The organism is Rhizobium sp. CRRU65 (assembly GCF_048551595.1).
GTDB classification, from domain to species: Bacteria; Pseudomonadota; Alphaproteobacteria; order Rhizobiales; family Rhizobiaceae; genus Rhizobium; species Rhizobium leguminosarum_J.
Genome location: NZ_JBLYZH010000027.1, coordinates 69,755 through 85,061 on the forward strand (window position 1 = coordinate 69,755; position 15,307 = coordinate 85,061).

General features: G+C 59.6%; 15 protein-coding genes. 5 read left to right on the forward strand and 10 right to left on the reverse strand.

The genetic code is table 11. The annotated features are described in order from the left end of the window. Positions 1-130: 130 nt before the first annotated feature. Together ACM5SV_RS34830 and ACM5SV_RS34835 are read right to left on the reverse strand one after the other, a co-directional pair. Positions 131-1,117: a substrate-binding domain-containing protein gene (locus tag ACM5SV_RS34830; RefSeq protein ID WP_012758783.1), complete on the reverse strand. Its 987-nt coding sequence runs from the start codon at positions 1,115-1,117 to the stop codon at positions 131-133. 48 nt (positions 1,118-1,165) lie between these two features. Then, positions 1,166-2,146, reverse strand: coding sequence for an NAD-dependent epimerase/dehydratase family protein (locus ACM5SV_RS34835; RefSeq protein WP_012758784.1), 981 nt, complete (start codon positions 2,144-2,146; stop codon positions 1,166-1,168). A gap of 259 nt (positions 2,147-2,405) precedes the next feature. Here ACM5SV_RS34835 and ACM5SV_RS34840 point away from each other — a divergent pair, with 259 nt between their 5' ends. Both ACM5SV_RS34840 and ACM5SV_RS34845 read left to right on the forward strand, forming a co-directional pair. Then, positions 2,406-3,146 (forward strand): ATP-binding cassette domain-containing protein, encoded by a 741-nt coding sequence (locus tag ACM5SV_RS34840; RefSeq protein ID WP_012758785.1) that lies wholly within the window; start codon positions 2,406-2,408, stop codon positions 3,144-3,146. 40 nt (positions 3,147-3,186) lie between these two features. Beyond that, positions 3,187-4,185, forward strand: a complete 999-nt coding sequence (locus ACM5SV_RS34845; RefSeq protein ID WP_222015820.1) for an ABC transporter permease — start codon at positions 3,187-3,189, stop codon at positions 4,183-4,185. 58 nt (positions 4,186-4,243) lie between these two features. Here ACM5SV_RS34845 and ACM5SV_RS34850 read toward each other — a convergent pair whose 3' ends face one another. The 6 genes from ACM5SV_RS34850 to ACM5SV_RS34875 all read right to left on the reverse strand — a co-directional run bounded on the left by ACM5SV_RS34850 (position 4,244) and on the right by ACM5SV_RS34875 (position 10,007). Then, complete coding sequence (locus ACM5SV_RS34850; protein WP_012758786.1) at positions 4,244-5,293, reverse strand: ABC transporter ATP-binding protein; 1,050 nt, start codon at positions 5,291-5,293, stop codon at positions 4,244-4,246. Positions 5,294-5,306: 13 nt separating this feature from the next. Further along, a complete protein-coding gene (locus tag ACM5SV_RS34855; RefSeq protein WP_012758787.1) occupies positions 5,307-6,149 on the reverse strand; it encodes a carbohydrate ABC transporter permease in 843 nt (280 codons plus the stop codon). After that, entirely contained in the window at positions 6,146-7,069 is a 924-nt protein-coding gene (locus ACM5SV_RS34860; RefSeq protein WP_221967271.1) for a carbohydrate ABC transporter permease, read from the reverse strand. Before ACM5SV_RS34860 ends, ACM5SV_RS34855 begins: the two co-directional genes overlap by 4 nt. Before the next feature lie 11 nt (positions 7,070-7,080). Then, positions 7,081-8,328: an ABC transporter substrate-binding protein gene (locus tag ACM5SV_RS34865; RefSeq protein ID WP_221967270.1), complete on the reverse strand. Its 1,248-nt coding sequence runs from the start codon at positions 8,326-8,328 to the stop codon at positions 7,081-7,083. Between the two features lie 132 nt (positions 8,329-8,460). Then, a complete protein-coding gene (locus ACM5SV_RS34870; RefSeq protein ID WP_221967269.1) occupies positions 8,461-9,252 on the reverse strand; it encodes an SDR family NAD(P)-dependent oxidoreductase in 792 nt (263 codons plus the stop codon). Further along, the gene (locus ACM5SV_RS34875; protein ID WP_012758791.1) at positions 9,249-10,007 is read right to left on the reverse strand and encodes a FadR/GntR family transcriptional regulator; all 759 of its coding nucleotides are present in this window, start codon (positions 10,005-10,007) and stop codon (positions 9,249-9,251) included. The genes ACM5SV_RS34870 and ACM5SV_RS34875 overlap by 4 nt, the downstream gene beginning before the upstream one ends. Before the next feature lie 160 nt (positions 10,008-10,167). On the opposite strand from ACM5SV_RS34875, the gene ACM5SV_RS34880 reads away from it, so the two are divergent. The 3 genes from ACM5SV_RS34880 to ACM5SV_RS34890 are packed head-to-tail and all read left to right on the forward strand — an operon-like array spanning position 10,168 to position 12,573. Next, entirely contained in the window at positions 10,168-11,313 is a 1,146-nt protein-coding gene (locus ACM5SV_RS34880; protein WP_221967268.1) for a mandelate racemase/muconate lactonizing enzyme family protein, read from the forward strand. A gap of 58 nt (positions 11,314-11,371) precedes the next feature. Further along, positions 11,372-12,238, forward strand: a complete 867-nt coding sequence (locus tag ACM5SV_RS34885) for a DUF6772 family protein (RefSeq protein WP_222015819.1) — start codon at positions 11,372-11,374, stop codon at positions 12,236-12,238. After that, positions 12,238-12,573 carry a hypothetical protein gene (locus tag ACM5SV_RS34890; protein ID WP_012758794.1) on the forward strand — a complete coding sequence of 112 codons (336 nt, stop codon included), beginning with the start codon at positions 12,238-12,240 and terminating at the stop codon, positions 12,571-12,573. Before ACM5SV_RS34885 ends, ACM5SV_RS34890 begins: the two co-directional genes overlap by 1 nt. 44 nt (positions 12,574-12,617) lie before the next feature. Here the strand turns inward: ACM5SV_RS34890 and ACM5SV_RS34895 are convergent, their stop codons facing one another. Together ACM5SV_RS34895 and ACM5SV_RS34900 are read right to left on the reverse strand one after the other, a co-directional pair. Further along, entirely contained in the window at positions 12,618-14,012 is a 1,395-nt protein-coding gene (locus ACM5SV_RS34895) for an FAD-dependent oxidoreductase (protein WP_221967267.1), read from the reverse strand. A gap of 20 nt (positions 14,013-14,032) precedes the next feature. Next, complete coding sequence (locus ACM5SV_RS34900) at positions 14,033-14,836, reverse strand: SDR family NAD(P)-dependent oxidoreductase (RefSeq protein WP_221967266.1); 804 nt, start codon at positions 14,834-14,836, stop codon at positions 14,033-14,035. Positions 14,837-15,307 lie beyond the last annotated feature (471 nt).

Genomic DNA, 15,307 nt, shown 5'->3' on the forward strand with positions numbered 1-15,307 from the left:
AGGAAGTCGCCTGCGATTGACGCCGGCACAAAGCGCGGAATTCAGGGCGCGTCAAGCCCAGCGGATCTCTCGATCCGTCTCGTGGGGCAGTTCGGCGCACCCTTGAACCGGGTGCGCCAAACCGTGAAACCTACTTTTGAATGCAGGTATCGACTGTATCCTTCGTGCACTCATCGAGCCCGGTGAAGACCGGATCTTCAACCGGCTTGCCGGCAATCAGATCCATCATCACCGACGGTGCCTTGTAGCCCATCTCGAATGGCCGCTGGCCGACGAGCGCTGTCACCAGCCCTTCCTTCGCAATGGCGACCTCGTCGCCGATCGTATCGGCGGCACCAATGACGAAATCGTTGCTGGCGATCTTGTCGGCCAGCGGCTTGAACAGGTCGCGATAGGGTTGCGGTGCACCGAACAATGGCCAGCCACCCATAATGCCGAATGCGTCCAAGTCGGGATTGGCCGCGAGGATATCGGTCATTGCCTGAACGCCCTTGGCACCGTCGTCATTGGTGAACACCGGGCAACCGGCGACCTCGGTCCAGCCACCCTCGCCTTTCAGCTCGGTCAAGCCTTTCTGGCCAGTAAGCGTGTCGCGCATTCCTTGTGCGCGGCGTAGAATATTGTCCGCTCCCGGATTGCCTTCGATGGTGCAGATCTTGCCGCCCTTCGGCTTGCCCTTCTTGATGTATTCGCCGATGCGGGCGCCCATCAGATAGTTGTCGGTGCCGAGATAGGTCTTGCGCAACGCTGCATCCTCGGCGGCGAGATCGGCATCGAGCGTCATCACCGGAACCGTCGGATTGGCCGTCTTCAGGGTCTGGGCGATCAGCTTTGCATTTGACGGCGAGATTGCGATTGCAGCCGTGTCCGCCTTGCCCAACATATCCTGAACGATCTGCGCTTCGCCGGCTTCATCGGATGTCGATGCCGGACCGGTGTAGAAGCATTCGTATTCCGCCGTGGGGTTCTCCTTGTTCCATTTCTGGCAACCTTGATTGATTGCTTCGAAGAACGGATTGTCGAGGCCTTTGACGACGATGACGAGTTGCTTCTTGGCCAAGGCCTGCCCGGCGGTCAGTGCTAAAACTGCGGCTGTAAGTAGTAATGCCTTCCTCATAGTTTCCTCCCTTGAAACAGACGGACACCGCGTGCCCGCCACACGAAATCAACCCGGATACCAGACGATGCGAGGCTCCTCCTTCGAACGCTCGTATTGCCAGGCCGAGTCGATAAGCATTTCGAGATCGTAGTTTGGCTGCCAATCCAGCAGGTATTTGGCCTTGCTGTTGTCCATCCAATTCGAATGGAAGCGGCTCGGTATGTCGACAGAGCCGAGATTGCGCGTGCGCAAGAGATAGGCGGCGACTTCAGCATAGTCGACGGGTCGATCCATGCAGATATTAAAGAGCTGCCGCTCCGCCAGGGGGTTGTCGATCGCTGCCAATATTGCCGACACAAGGTCGTCGACATGGACGAAATTGCGTTTCAGTGCACGTCCGTCGGCATCCAAGAGCAGCGGCACCGTACCCATCGCCGCATAGCGTCCTGCCGCGTCTTCAGGAACGAGCGTCTTCCAGTCCGGGCCGCCAAAGACGTCGTCTCCAAAAGACAGCGAATACTTGAAATCGTCCTTTTCCATGATCCAGGGTGCGCGTAGACAACAGCCATTGAGGCCATACTGAATGCCAAACTGCTCCAGCATCACCTCTTCCAGGACTTTGGACAGCGCATAGCTTCCCGGATAGGCACAATGGCGGGCGTTCTCGGTGATCGGGCCGTCGTGGCGATAGTGGAAATGTCCCACACCCGCATCACCACCGATCAGGATGAACTGGCGTGCCGTGACGCTCGCACGGAACTCCTCGAGCAGCCAAAAGAGACCTTTGACCGTGACATCCATGATGTCTTCAGGCGTTTCCTTGCATGTGGCGAGATGCACGACATGGGTAACGTCATCCAGCGCCTTTGCCACGACATCGCGATCGGCGATCGAGCCTTGGAAGACCTCGACACGGTCGGTCGCCTCGTACAAACGATTATGACAAAGCGCACGAATACGGGCTTTGGAAAATCTCGGATCGTCAAGCAGCCCAGCAATGAAGCGCCGCCCGACCTTGCCCGTCGCACCGGTCACAAGGATCAGCATGCTCTTTCTCCCCCATTGATAGCTAATATCCGGGCGCCACCTTCGTCAAATGATATTTGTCTGACAAAACAGATTTTTGCGACAATAAGGTCAATAGCCGGGACAATGAGTTGACGCTGTCGCAGGGTTTTGCGTAAATGCTCCCGATCGCTTTTCCTGGGAGGATACTGGAAAAGAGAACTCGCCGGAGCCTTGCCTCGAAGACAAGCAGGGTTTGGTGTGATGGATAGCCCGCAGGTTTTGGGAGGCGAGGAGGCTGGTGGCGGTTCTTGAGCTCAGCAATATTTCCAAACATTTCGGTGCCATCCAGGCAGTCAACGATGTTTCGTTTTCACTCGAAGCGGGGCAGGTTGTCGGCCTCATGGGCGACAACGGGGCTGGCAAGTCCACACTGGTGAAGATGATCGCCGGCAACTTCCGGCCGAGCCATGGAACCATGCGGCTCGACGGCGCCGATCTCGTGCTTCATCGGCCGAAGGAAGCGCGCCAGCATGGCATCGAGATCGTTCACCAGGACTTGGCGCTCTGCAACAATCTGACGGCGGCAGCGAACGTGTTCCTGGGACGAGAATTGCGCCGCGGCGTATGGCCTCTTCGCATCCTCGACCACAAGGCCATGTACAAGCGCGCCGGCGAGATATTTCGCGAGCTCAAATCCGAGACGCGGGCGCGCGATCTCGTCAAGCAAATGTCAGGTGGCCAGCGGCAAGCGGTCGCGATCGGCCGCACGATGCTGTCGGAAGCAAAAATCGTATTGATGGACGAGCCGACCGCAGCCATTTCCGTGCGCCAGGTCGCTGAGGTTCTGAATCTGATCCGCCAATTGCGGGACCGGGGCATTGTCGTTGTCCTGATCAGCCACCGCATGCCCGACGTCTTTTCGGTCGCCGACCGTGTGATCGTGATGCGGCGAGGCAGAAAAGTAGCCGACAAGCAGATTGCGGCAAGTTCGCCGGAGGAAGTAACGGGACTGATCACCGGCGCCATCGAACAGGTGTGATCGATGCTATCCGTTGCAACAGGAAGGAAGAAGGTCGACGATGGCGATTACACTTGACCAAACGATCGGACAGAAGCAACGGAGCTGGCTTGCAAGGATCATGAGCGGCCAGACATTCTGGGTGCTGATTGCAGTCATTCTAGCCTGCATTTTTCTGTCGATGGCAACGGACTCCTTTGCGACGGCGAAGAACATCTACAACATCACCCGCAACGTCACCTTCGTCGCAATTATCGCGCTGGGCATGACGCTGGTCATCATCACCGGCGGCATCGATTTGTCCGTCGGCTCCGTACTTTGCCTGTGCAGCATGGTGCTGGCGGTCGTCATGCATGCGGGATACAGTATTGAAGTCGGCATCGCCGCCTCGATCGGTACGGCTCTTTTGGTCGGCGCTTTCAACGGCGTCTTGATTGCCTATCTCGGCTTCCCCCCTTTCGTCGTCACGCTCGGCATGTTGTCGATTGCGCGCAGCCTTGCGATGGTTGCATCCAACAACACTGTGGTTTTTGAATTCGGACCTGATCACGACAAACTATTGGCGCTGGGTGGCGGCGCCTGGGTTTTTGGCATCGCCAATCCAGTGCTTTACATGGTCGTGCTGGCACTCATTACCGGTTTCGTGCTGCGCTGGACCAAGTTCGGCCGCTATGTCTTTGCGATCGGCGGCAATGAGCACGCCGCGACACTGACAGGCGTTCCCGTGCCGAGGATCAAGGTCATCGTCTATATGATTTCTGCCCTGTCGGCGGGGGTTGCCGGCATCATTCAGACCGGCTGGCTCGGCGCCGTCACCACAAACATCGGCGCCGGGATGGAACTTCAGGTCATTGCCGCCGCGGTTATCGGCGGCGCCAATCTGGCGGGCGGCGTCGGCACCGCCTTTGGAGCCTTGGTCGGCGCCGCACTCATCGAGGTCATCCGTAACAGTCTTGGTTTGCTCGGCATCAACGCGTTCTGGCAAGGTTGCTTTATCGGTGGCGCAATCGTGCTCGCCGTCCTTTTCGACCGACTTCGCAACTTACGACAGGGCGAGTAGACGAACCCGGCTCTTAAGAGATTTCCGCGGCTCGTGCGCGCCAAGAGCGGCCGTACGTTCAAGCAGTCCGACCTCGTTCGGTCTGCTTTATTGTCTGCCCGTTGCCCTTGAAAAAGTGCACCTTCGAGACATCGGCGGTGAGCCCTATTTGGATTCCCGCCTTCGTGTCATGACCGTCGTGCAGGACGAGGCAATCGTGCCCGTCCGGCAGCTTGACGTGGAGCAGCGTTACTGCCCCGGTATATTCACAAAGCCCGACGGTTCCGCGTAGCGTCCCGTCTCGAGGTTCCACGACCGTCAGATGCTCCGGCCTTATCCCGATGGTCTCGGCGGCGGCATCCATTGCCGTTGCGCCTGTCAGCAAAGGCGCGATATCTGCAGGCAGCAGATTCATTTTTGGGCTTCCGATGAACTGCGCCACGAAGGTATTTGCCGGCCGCTCGTATAGGTCCCGGGGGGAGCCGACCTGCTCGACGCGGCCGTCGCGCAGAACGACGATCTTGTCGGCGAGCGTCATCGCTTCGATCTGGTCGTGCGTTACATAGATCATCGTCGTGGAGAGCCGCTTGTGCAGCGCGGCGATTTCAGAGCGCATGTGCACGCGCAATTCTGCATCGAGGTTCGACAGCGGTTCGTCGAACAGGAAGACATCGGGATTTCCGACGATGGCCCGGCCGATCGCGACGCGTTGCCGCTGACCGCCGGAAAGCTCGCGGGGGTAGCGATCGAGCAATGCTTCGAGCTTCAGCGTGGCGCTTGCTTCATCGACGCGCTTCTGACGCTCCTGTGCCGGAACTTTGCGGACCTTCAGCCCGAAACCCATATTGTCCCGGACGGTCAGGTGCGGATAGAGGGCATAGGATTGGAAGACCATGGCAACACCGCGTTTCGAAGCCGGCACTTCGTTGACCACCCGGCCGCCAATCGCAAGCTCACCGCCGCTGAGATATTCCAGCCCCGAAATCAGCCGCAGCAAGGTGGACTTGCCGCAACCCGACGGACCGACGAATACGACGAACTCGCCCGGATCGATCCTGAGATCGACGCCGCGGATGACCTCGACGGCGCCGAAGCGTTTTTCGATGCCTTTAAGCGATACACTGCTCATGAACGAAAATTCCTCATCCCTTCACGCCTGATAGCGCAAAACTTTCGATGATCTGCCGCTGGGCGATCAGATAGACGATCAGGATCGGCACCACTGCAAGACTTGTAGCGGCAAGCTGCAGGTTCCACAGCGGCAAGCCGTAGCTGTCGTTGAAGTTCGACAAGGCCAAAGGCAGCGTGAACATGTCGAGCGAGCTCAGAAAGATCAGCGGCTCCAGGAACAGGTTCCATGAGAACAGAAAGGTGATGATGGAAACCGCAGCCAGGGCCGGACGCGCCATCGGCAGCGCTATCTTCCACCAGACGCCGAAGCGTGAGAGGCCGTCCATCTTGCCGGCTTCTTCCAACTCCTTGGGCAGGGCCAGGAAATACTGGCGCATCAGAAACGTTGCCATCACCCCATGAGGGCCGAAGGTGGGCAGCAGGATCAGCGGCCAGTGAGTATCCACCAAACCAAACCAGCGCATGAGGAAGAAGTTCGGAATGATCGTCACTTCCTCCGGCACCATGAGCGCCGAGATTAGAAAAAGCATAAGCAGCCCGGCACCGGCAAACCGCATGCGCGCCAGCGCATAACCGGCCAGAGACGAGATGATGAGGGTGAGCGCCGTCACCACGATCGCGATGTAAAGCGAGTTGAAATACTGCCGCGCGAACGGCTGGTAGGTGAACACTTCGACGAAATTCTGCCAGCGCCAAACGCGCGGAATAAGCGTCGGTGCACCGAATATCTCGGTCACGCTCTTGAAGCCGGCAGATACCATCCAAACGAATGGGAAAACAAAAGGAATGGCGGCGATCAAGAGTGCGATCGTCCAGCAGGCGCGGTAGAGGATCTGGATTTGGCGCTGGGTCACTCCGATCCCTTTCTCCGCAGCATCACCTGCACCAGGGTCAGCGCCATGATCATCACGAACATGATCATCGCGAGCGCCGAGGCATAGCCGACATTGAAGAACTTGAAGCCCTGCTGGTAGATGTAGAAGGCAAGCACCAATGTGCCGTTTTCCGGGCCGCCACCGGTCATCTGGTATATGTGATCGAAGACCTTGAAAGAGCCGATCGTCGTGATGACCATGATGACCAGCGTGGTCGGCGCCAGCAACGGCCAGGTGATCATGCTGAAAATCTGCCGGCGTGAGGCGCCCTCCAGACGCGCTGCCTCTTCATAGTCCCGCGGGATTGCCTGCAGCGCCGCAATATAGAGGATCATGTTGAGGCCGACCATTTTGATGACGCGGGTGATGATGACCGCTGCCATCGCCCAGCTCGGTTCACGCAGCCAGTTTGGGCCGGTGATCCCGACCAGCGCCAGTACCTGGTTGATGAAACCGCCTTCTCCCTGCAGCAGAAATTTCCAGACGATCGCCCAGGCGATGGCCGAGGTGATGACGGGAGCGAAAAACACCGTGCGAAAGAACACGACCCCGAAGAACGGCCGGGAAAGGGCGAGCGCCAAAGCGAGCGCGAGCGCCATGTTGAGCGGCACGAGACCGATCGCGAAAATAACCGAATTGCGTACCACCAGCCAAAAGTCAGGGTTTTCGAAGAGTGCATTCTGAAAATTGGCAAGGCCTACGAAGGTGGCCTGCTGGCTGAGCAGGTTCCATTCGGTCATTGAATAATAGACCACTGCGCAGAGCGGACCGAGGAAGAAGATGAGGAAACCGATGAGGGTGGGGCTGACAAACAGCCACGCCTCCATCATCTCTCTCATCTTCAACGTCAGCCAGGTCTTTTGGCCGGTTCGAATGGAGTTATGAACGGTATCGGCCATCTTCGTTCTGATCAAAGCAGCGGTTGGATTGCCGCGCAGATGCCCTTGATGGCGGCATCGACATCGGCATCCGGCTTCCACAAGGCATCGACGCGAGGCGCCATGGCGGCAAGGATCTGTGGCGCTTTTTCGTTAGCCGAAACCACCCGGCCCTTTTCTATGGCGGCAGCCACATTCTTCATCATCTCGGGCGGCACGAGCTTGTTGCCGTTGATGAATGCATCGGCCTGCAGAACGCTCTTGCGGGCGGGCGGGAAGAACTGCGCCATGGTGGCGACGTTTTCCTTGTTGGTCATATGCGCCACGAATTCCGCGGCGATTTCCGTATTCTTGCCTTGGGCGAACACAACAAGACCGGCCTGGCCGATAACGGGTGACTCACCACCTGGGCCGGTGGGCAACGGTGCGATGCCCCACTTGAAGCCGGCTTCCGCCATCTTCGAAGCGCGGGAAATCTGGTTGACCGTCATCGCCGAATTGCCGGAAAAGTAATCGCCCTGTTCGCCCGGCGGAACGATGGACTTGTCCTTGAAGACCATGTCATGCAGCTGCTTGACCGCCTTGACCGCTTCGGGCTTGTCGAAGCCGCATTCCTTGTTCGACCAGATATCGCCACCATAGGCGCGGATTGGCGGCAGAAGGGCATGGGTCATGCGAGAGGCATAGCCTTCGCCATCCTTGAACTCGAAGCCCCATTTGCCGGAATTGGTTTCCGCGAGCTTCTTGGAGACTTCCTGGAACTTGTCCATGTTCCATTCGCCCTTGGTGGCGAGCGTCAGCGGATCTTCGAGCCCGGCTTTGTCGAACATGTCCTTGTTGTAGTAGATCATGAAAGGCGAGGTGGAGAACGGAATGCCGTAGACCGTTTCATCCTTCTGCCAGAGGCCCATGGCCGGCTTCGAAAAATCGTCGAAATCATAGCCTTCCGCCGCCTTGAGCGTCGGGCCGAGATCCATCAGAAGATTGGCGTTTTCGAAAGCCGGAGCGGCATCCTCCATCATCCAGGCTATGTCGGGAGCATTGCCGCCGGCGATCTGGAAGGTCAGTTTCTGCGTGTAGTCGCTGACGGGCACGGTCTCGAACTTCACGTTCACATCGGGGTGTGTGGCTTTGAAGCTCTCCGCAATGCCATTCAGCATCTTCAGATGCGCCTCGCTCCCGGTCCAGACCGTCATGCGGAGATCCGTCGCGAAGACGGCAGACGTCGATATGCACAATGTCAACGCGGATGCTGCGATACCTGCTAATGCGGCCTTCATGGTTTCCTCCCTTTTTGGTCGTCGGCAATCAGCCTTCACCGACTGAATGCAAACGGCATTCGCCTGGAATTTGGCTGCAAGCTGCGGCGGATGGTTCCGCCGCATGATCTCGAAAACCTTGCCGCGGGCCGCTCACCCGGCAGCGTGCGGAAGGTTCCCGGGCGCGTCTCCGATCGACCATCCTCCGTCGACCGGGATATTTGCACCCGTAATGTAGCTGGCAGCATCGCTGCACAAAAAAACAAACGCCCCAACCAGGTCCTGCGGCTGGCCCGGCCTGCCCAAAGGGATCTTGGCGGCTACCGCTTTGCGGAACGCCGGGTCGCCGTAGCGCGCGGCATTGGCTTCGATCTCGATCGCACCCGGCGAAACCACATTCAGCGTGACGCCGCGATGGCCGGTTTCGCGCGCAATCGACCTGATCGCGGTCAACTGCGCCGCCTTGAGCGACGCATAAACAACCGTTTCCGCCCGCGGCCGCACCGCCATGATACTGCCTGTGGCGACGACCCTGCCCCAGCCCCGCTCGGCCATCGGTGGAACCAGCTTTGCCGTCAGCGTCAGCAGCGCCGAGAAATTCGATGCCACATGGGCGTTGACATGCGCCTCATCCAATTCCTGCCAGGGCCGCCGATGTTCGATGGCGGCATTGGCAATGAGGATATCGATCGGGCCGTATGTTTTGAGCACTTCATCGGCAAAGGCCCGCGTCGCACGCCCGTCGGTGAAGTCTGCTTCCAGTACCGGCGCTGTGCCGCCGGTCGCCCGGGCCACCTCACGCGCACCCGTCTCATTGCCGAAATGATGCAGGATCAGTTCCGCTCCATGCTCCGCAAGGCCAAGCGCAACAGCCCGGCCGATGCCGGAACTGCCACCGGTTACCAGCACGCGCCGGCCTTTCAGTGAGAAGCGCGCGGCGCTCATCGCTCGGCATCTTTCAACTTGTCGGCCACCTCGAGCGAGGCAATGTCGGCAGCTTCGAAATGCTCCCGGATTTTTTGCTCGGCGAGATCGGCATCACCAACTGCAATTGCATCGTAGATCGCCTGATGCCGGTCAATCGTTGCCCGCCAGTCAGCGTCGCTGCGATTGGCGCGACGTGAAAACAATTCCGACACCTCGCGCTGCACGGAACGCATGCTCTCCATGTGCACGCGGATCATGTAATTACCCGTCGTCACGGCAAGGCCAAGGTGAAACAGGATATCGGCGGCGGTAAAGCCGGAAGGCTCCTGCACGGAAGCCAGCATGCCCGCCAAGCCCTGCCGCATGATATCCAGACCTTCCGGATCGCGACGTTCGGCAGCGAGCCGGGCAATTCCCGTCTCGACGACGCGGCGCATTTCATTGGCTTCGCGCAGCCGCTTGAGACTGGAACGCACCGCGTAGCCGTAGATTTTGTCCATCGAGTCGCCGCTCAGCGCCTTGGCGCGGGCCACCTTGCCTTGTTGGGTGAAGATCAGCCCGGCTGCCGTCAGCTGGCGAAGCGCCTCGCGGGCGATCGGCTTCGAGACACCGAACTCCCTGGCGATCTCCCCTTCGGGCGGCAACGGCTCGCCAGGCGAGATGCGTCCATCAAAGAGTGCGGCGGCAATCGCATCGGACACCCCATCCGCCAACCGCGAAGGGTTGGGCGGCTTGGCGGTGAAAACGGGTTTCCTTTCGGGAATTTCAGTCATCTCGGTCCTCATATTCACAAAGCTAACATGCAGTTTCCAACTTAGCAACTAGGTTTATCAGTTGCCAAGTCGCCAACATCTAGCTAGGAATAACAGACACGCCCCAAAGCAGCGAGCAAAACCAAGAGCAGCGAGCAAAACATTGGGAACGAAAGAGCCGATGGATTCTGTGCAACGTTCGACCGGACAGGCGATCCTCATTTCAGATGTCGTCGCCCATCCGCTCAGCCAGACGCTGCCCAAACCGACCGTCACGTCCTGGGGCACCTATCACAAGGTCTCGATGGTTCTCGTCGAGGTGCGCACCGATGCCGGCATCGTCGGCGTCGGGGAGGTTTTGGCCCGGTTTTCGCCCAAGGCTTATGCGGAACTGATCGAAACCTCGTTAAAGCCACGGCTGATCGGACAGGACGCACGCAATATCGGCGCGCTCTGGCAATCCATGCGGCGCTCGCTGTCAGGCCGCGCCGGCGGCATGCTGATCGAGGCGATCGCTGGCGTCGATATTGCGCTGTGGGACATCATGGGCAAGGCCGCCGGCATGCCGATCGCCAAGCTGCTTGGCGGCATCGGCCGGGAAGCGATCGAGGTCTATGCCGCCGCCGTAAACTGGGTCGACGATGCTGAGGCGGATCGGGAACTGGAGCGCTATATCGGCGAGGGATTCCCGCGCATCAAAGTCAAGATGGCCAATCCCGTCAGGGAAGCCTGCCGGCGCATCGAACGGCTGCGCAAGCGCGCCGGCGACGATATCGAACTCTGTGTCGATGCCAACTGGGCCTATGATCTGGACCAGGCGATCGAAGTCGGCAAGGCGCTTTCGGCCAACGGCTACTTCTGGTTCGAGGAGCCGCTGGCGCCGGAAAACGAGCAAGGCTACGTAAAACTTCGCAAACGCTGCGACGTGCCGCTCGCAGCCGGAGAAAGCAACTTTACCGCCGATCAGGCGCAGCGTCTCGTCGCCAACCGAACCCTTTCAATTCTGCAGCCGGATGTCGCGCGTGCCGGCGGCATATCCGAAACACGGCGTATGGCCGACTATGCCGCCCTGCACGATGTGGGCTACGCCCCGCATATCGGCATGTCCGGCATTATCTGCGAGACGGCCAGCGCGCATCTGGCGGCCGCCCTTCCGAATTTCCGGGTGATGGAATGCGAATGCGATCTTAGCCCCTTCAAGCGCGACCTGGCCGATCTGGCGCCTGGCTGCGTACGCCAGAAGAATGGCCGGCTCGACGTGCCGACACGGCCGGGTCTCGGCATCGAAATCGATTGGGACGCCGTCAGCCGGCTCCGCATGCAGTGAGGTCAACGCCATAATGACGACATCAGCCCCCTCTTCCACAGCCGACATAATGGAAGCCATGAGGCTCGCCATGCTTCGCGCAGATCCGGCGCTTAGCCGTTTCGATCCTCTGCCGCGCATCCTGTCCTTTGACGATTTTTCGCGCGGGCATTGCGGCTGGTCACAGTTGGTCGGCAATTACGAGGACAGCCTCGACGTCATGCTGCCGGGCTTTGCCCAGCACTCGAGCGCCATGCTCTCAACTGTCGGGCATTGGGATGCAGGATCCCACGGCGGCATGGATTCGTCCTATGCGCTAAAGATCGCCACAAAGGCAAAACCGGGTGCGCAGAACGTTGCAATCAAGCGTCATACCTTCCGCAAGCGCGGGCCGATCCGCTTCGAGATTTTCTTCACGTTCAAGCCGGAGGCGACGGAACTGAAACTATCGGAAACCGATGTGCGATCGATCGGCTTCCTGTTCGACCTGCAATGCGGCGATCGGGACGGAGACGGCGAGCGGGTTATGCCACATCTGCGCTTTCTCAATGCACTCGACGGCAAGCACTTGCAGAAATGGCAGTACAAACGTGAGACCACGTCCTTCACAGCCATCGGCCGGGAAGACAAGACCGTAAGCCATTATCACCTGGCGCCCGAAGGCTGGCTGGACTTGCCGGATGGTGAACAACGGCTCTGCTACAACGAGATCCCGACGAAGGTGAACTGGAGCTATATGCGCTTCGATTTCGACCTCGCCTCCATGAAGGCGACCGGCTTGCAATGCAACGACCGGAATTTCGACGTATCCGGCTTCGAGTCGATCCGGATTCCGGCGATGAAAAACCTCTGGTGCATGCTGAACTTCTGCCTGTTCGCCGAGACGGATGTCGCAAAACGTGCCTTTCTCTACGTCGATTCCATCTGCATTTCAGGGGATTTTTGATGCTTCCCGAAAACATCACGGCGGTGATAACCCGCAATGAGCGCTGGAGCGGTGACGCCGCGAGCGAACCCTATGAGGCCGGCTGGGCGCATGAAGCCGTGTTCTTTATTCGAGCATTGAAGCCTCCCGTCGGCACTGTACCCAAGGGCTGGGTGGAGATCTCGCCTGACGGCATGCACTGGGTTCGCGAAGGAACGGAATTCGCCATGCCGGGCGAACAGGACGGCGTTGCCGTGGCCCGGCTCAACGCCTTCGGCAATTGGCTGCGCGTTGCAACCCGCTTTGCAGATGGCGCCGAATGCACCGTGCTGGTGACCCTTCATCTGAAGGCCTGACTTGAGAAAACACGGGTATATAGCTTCCGCGCTTTCTCCTTCCGTCAGCCAAGATAGGCGCCCTGGGCCAGAAGTTCCCTGCGCAAATCCGCGTAGTCGACATGCCGGGGGCTTGCCCTGTTGCCGACCGAAAGTGCCGCGGCAACACCGGCCGCCTGACCGAGCGCAAAACAGGGCGGCATGACGCGAATGGCGCTGAGCGCCTCATGCGTCGCCGAGACCGCGCGGCCGGACACCAGCAGGCCCTCATGAACGCGTGGCAGCATGACGCGGTAAGGTATCTGGTAGATATTGGCGGCATCGAGCCCCGCGCCACCGGTCCCACCGCCCGAGCCTGTGGGGTCGTGAATATCGAGCGGATAGCCGCACAACGCCACGACATCTTCGAAGGCGCGGCCGGAATGCAAATCTTGCAGCGTCAGTTCGTAGGCGCCATCGATCCGTCGGGTTTCCCGCACGCCGATCTGGGTTGCCGTGTCCCGCAGTTCCACCTGCTCGAAGCCGGGCAGGTTGTCGCGGAAGAAATCGAGCAGCGCCACGGTCTGCTCCCGGCCTTCGACCTCGGCAAGCGAGAGCTCAAGGGCGTCAGCCCCATTGCGGCGCAAGACGCGGCCGGTATTGATGCGCCAGACGCCCGGTTCCATGGTCTTGTAGAGACCGATGCCGCGGCGAGGCGCGGGAAAGCGGCCCTCTGCCGTCGCCTTGGCGACGATCGAGGCGAAAGGCCGAAAATCCTGCGGATGCGCGCGGATGTAATCCTCCACCATCTGGTCGTCGACGTTCTGCACGCGGAAGAACAATGTCTGCGGCTGGGAAAGGCCGTCGCTTTCCCGCCCCTGACGGGTATGGACGCCGGCATAATGGGCGACATCGCCGTCGGCCGAGCAATCGACGACGACCTTGGCACGAACGCTCCTCAGCCCGCCCTTGCCGGCGCAAACAACCCCGAGCACCCGGGGATTGTCCGCATCATGATCATCGACGATCGCATCGACGACCATGGTGTGCAGCAACAATTCCACTCCCGCCTCGACGCACATGCGCTGCGCCGCGACCTTCGCCGCTTCAGGCTGGAAAGGGGTCACCTTGTCGTGGCCGTAGACGATGAAGCCGCAATAGGCCGAGCCTGCCGGGATCGTACTCGGATGCAGCGCGCCGCCGAGCGCCATCATCCGCTGAACGAATTCTTCGTAGATGCCGCGGATCAATTGCTGGCTGCCATCGAGCGAATAGGAGGTCATGCAGGGGCCGACCAGGCCCGCCGTGAGGTTGCCGCCGAGGAAGCCGTAGCGCTCCACAAGGCGTACCCGCACGCCAAGACGTGCCGCCGCGACCGCGGCCGATAATCCCGATGGTCCGCCCCCGATGACGAGCACATCGACATCATCGAGTTCGGGAATATCGGCCGAATAGGCGTAACGGCGGGTTGTCTGCTGCATGCCTGTATCCCCTCCCCGGTCTAGCGGAACATCGATCCGCCATCGACATCGAGCGCGGCACCGTAGGTAAAGCTGGCTGCCTCCGAGCACAGGAACATGATTGCCGCCGCCATGTCCTCCGGCCGCCCCATGCGCCGCATCGGCAAATTGCCGGCGATGCGGTCCTTCAGCGACTGGTCGATATGGGAGTGCATCGGGGAATCCGTCGGCCCGGGGTTCAGCGCGTTGATGCGGATCTTCTTGCCCGCAAGTTCGCGCGCCACCGACTTGACCATCGACAGGGTCCCGGCTTTCGATGCCGCATAGGCGGTATCGGCAATCAGCCCGCCGCCGCCATGCACGCCCGCATCCGAGGCGATACAGACGATGTTGCCGCCATCGGGGTTGTCGAGCATGCGTTTGACTGCGCCCTGCACGACGAAGAAGCTGCCGAGCAGATTGACATCGAGCACGCGATGCCAATGCGCCCGATCCTGCTCGAATATACGCTTGGCTGTGATGATCGCCGCACATGTCACGACGTTGTCAAGGCGCGCGAGATTGGCGTCGCAATAATCGAAAGCCCTGTCGACGCTTTCCTGATTGCTGACATCCACCGTCACGGTATGGACAGCCGTGCCGTCATTGCGCAGCTCCGCACCGTAGCGCTTCAACCCCGCCTCATCACGATCGGCCATGACGACTTCCGCGCCCTTGCTGGCGAAGGCCCTTGCAGTTTCAAGACCCATCCCGCTCGCTGCGCCCGTGATTAAGACCGTTCGGCCCGCAAAACTATCGTCGGAAAAAGTAGCATAAGTCCCAGGCATCGTCGCAGCGTCCTTCATTAAGGGCAGCCCAAACAACCAGTCAGCGGGCCCGCCTCTCTATCGTTAGCAACGTAGCAACTATGTTATATAGTTGTAAAGTGCGATGTGGAGGCGGTATGCTATCTGGCAGTAGTATCCCGACCAGAAAGGCGCCGTGGATCGAACGGGCAAGCTCTGACGAAAGTTGCCGGAAGGTGGCCGAATTTGCTGTAGCAGTTCCAACGTCAAATCTTGGGTCGGCAGCGCCATTCGGCAAAAACAACAAAGCCCCGGCCGTTTTACGGTCCGGGGCTTTTGCGTAATATTTTTATGGAATTTGGTTTCGGTTTGAGGCTTTGTCCCGTTCGGGTCTTAAAACAGTCCAGTGGACTGTTTTATCGGGCGGGCCCGATCGACCGCTCACCCTTCAGGTTATGGTGAGCTCTGCGAACGAGGAGCTACCATCGCCAGGGAAAGCGAAGCTTTTCCGCCAGCGATAAGAAGGTAGAT

Bases quoted from the DNA above. Each gene is read 5' to 3' on its own strand.
- ACM5SV_RS34830 (WP_012758783.1), bottom strand. From the start codon at position 1,117: ATGAGGAAGGCATTACTACTTACAGCCGCAGTTTTAGCACTGACCGCC.
- ACM5SV_RS34835 (WP_012758784.1), bottom strand. From the start codon at position 2,146: ATGCTGATCCTTGTGACCGGTGCGACGGGCAAGGTCGGGCGGCGCTTC.
- ACM5SV_RS34845 (WP_222015820.1), top strand. From the start codon at position 3,187: ATGGCGATTACACTTGACCAAACGATCGGACAGAAGCAACGGAGCTGG.
- ACM5SV_RS34850 (WP_012758786.1), bottom strand. From the start codon at position 5,293: ATGAGCAGTGTATCGCTTAAAGGCATCGAAAAACGCTTCGGCGCCGTC.
- ACM5SV_RS34860 (WP_221967271.1), bottom strand. From the start codon at position 7,069: ATGGCCGATACCGTTCATAACTCCATTCGAACCGGCCAAAAGACCTGG.
- ACM5SV_RS34865 (WP_221967270.1), bottom strand. From the start codon at position 8,328: ATGAAGGCCGCATTAGCAGGTATCGCAGCATCCGCGTTGACATTGTGC.
- ACM5SV_RS34870 (WP_221967269.1), bottom strand. From the start codon at position 9,252: ATGAGCGCCGCGCGCTTCTCACTGAAAGGCCGGCGCGTGCTGGTAACC.
- ACM5SV_RS34875 (WP_012758791.1), bottom strand. From the start codon at position 10,007: ATGACTGAAATTCCCGAAAGGAAACCCGTTTTCACCGCCAAGCCGCCC.
- ACM5SV_RS34880 (WP_221967268.1), top strand. From the start codon at position 10,168: ATGGATTCTGTGCAACGTTCGACCGGACAGGCGATCCTCATTTCAGAT.
- ACM5SV_RS34885 (WP_222015819.1), top strand. From the start codon at position 11,372: ATGAGGCTCGCCATGCTTCGCGCAGATCCGGCGCTTAGCCGTTTCGAT.
- ACM5SV_RS34890 (WP_012758794.1), top strand. From the start codon at position 12,238: ATGCTTCCCGAAAACATCACGGCGGTGATAACCCGCAATGAGCGCTGG.
- ACM5SV_RS34895 (WP_221967267.1), bottom strand. From the start codon at position 14,012: ATGCAGCAGACAACCCGCCGTTACGCCTATTCGGCCGATATTCCCGAA.
- ACM5SV_RS34900 (WP_221967266.1), bottom strand. From the start codon at position 14,836: ATGAAGGACGCTGCGACGATGCCTGGGACTTATGCTACTTTTTCCGAC.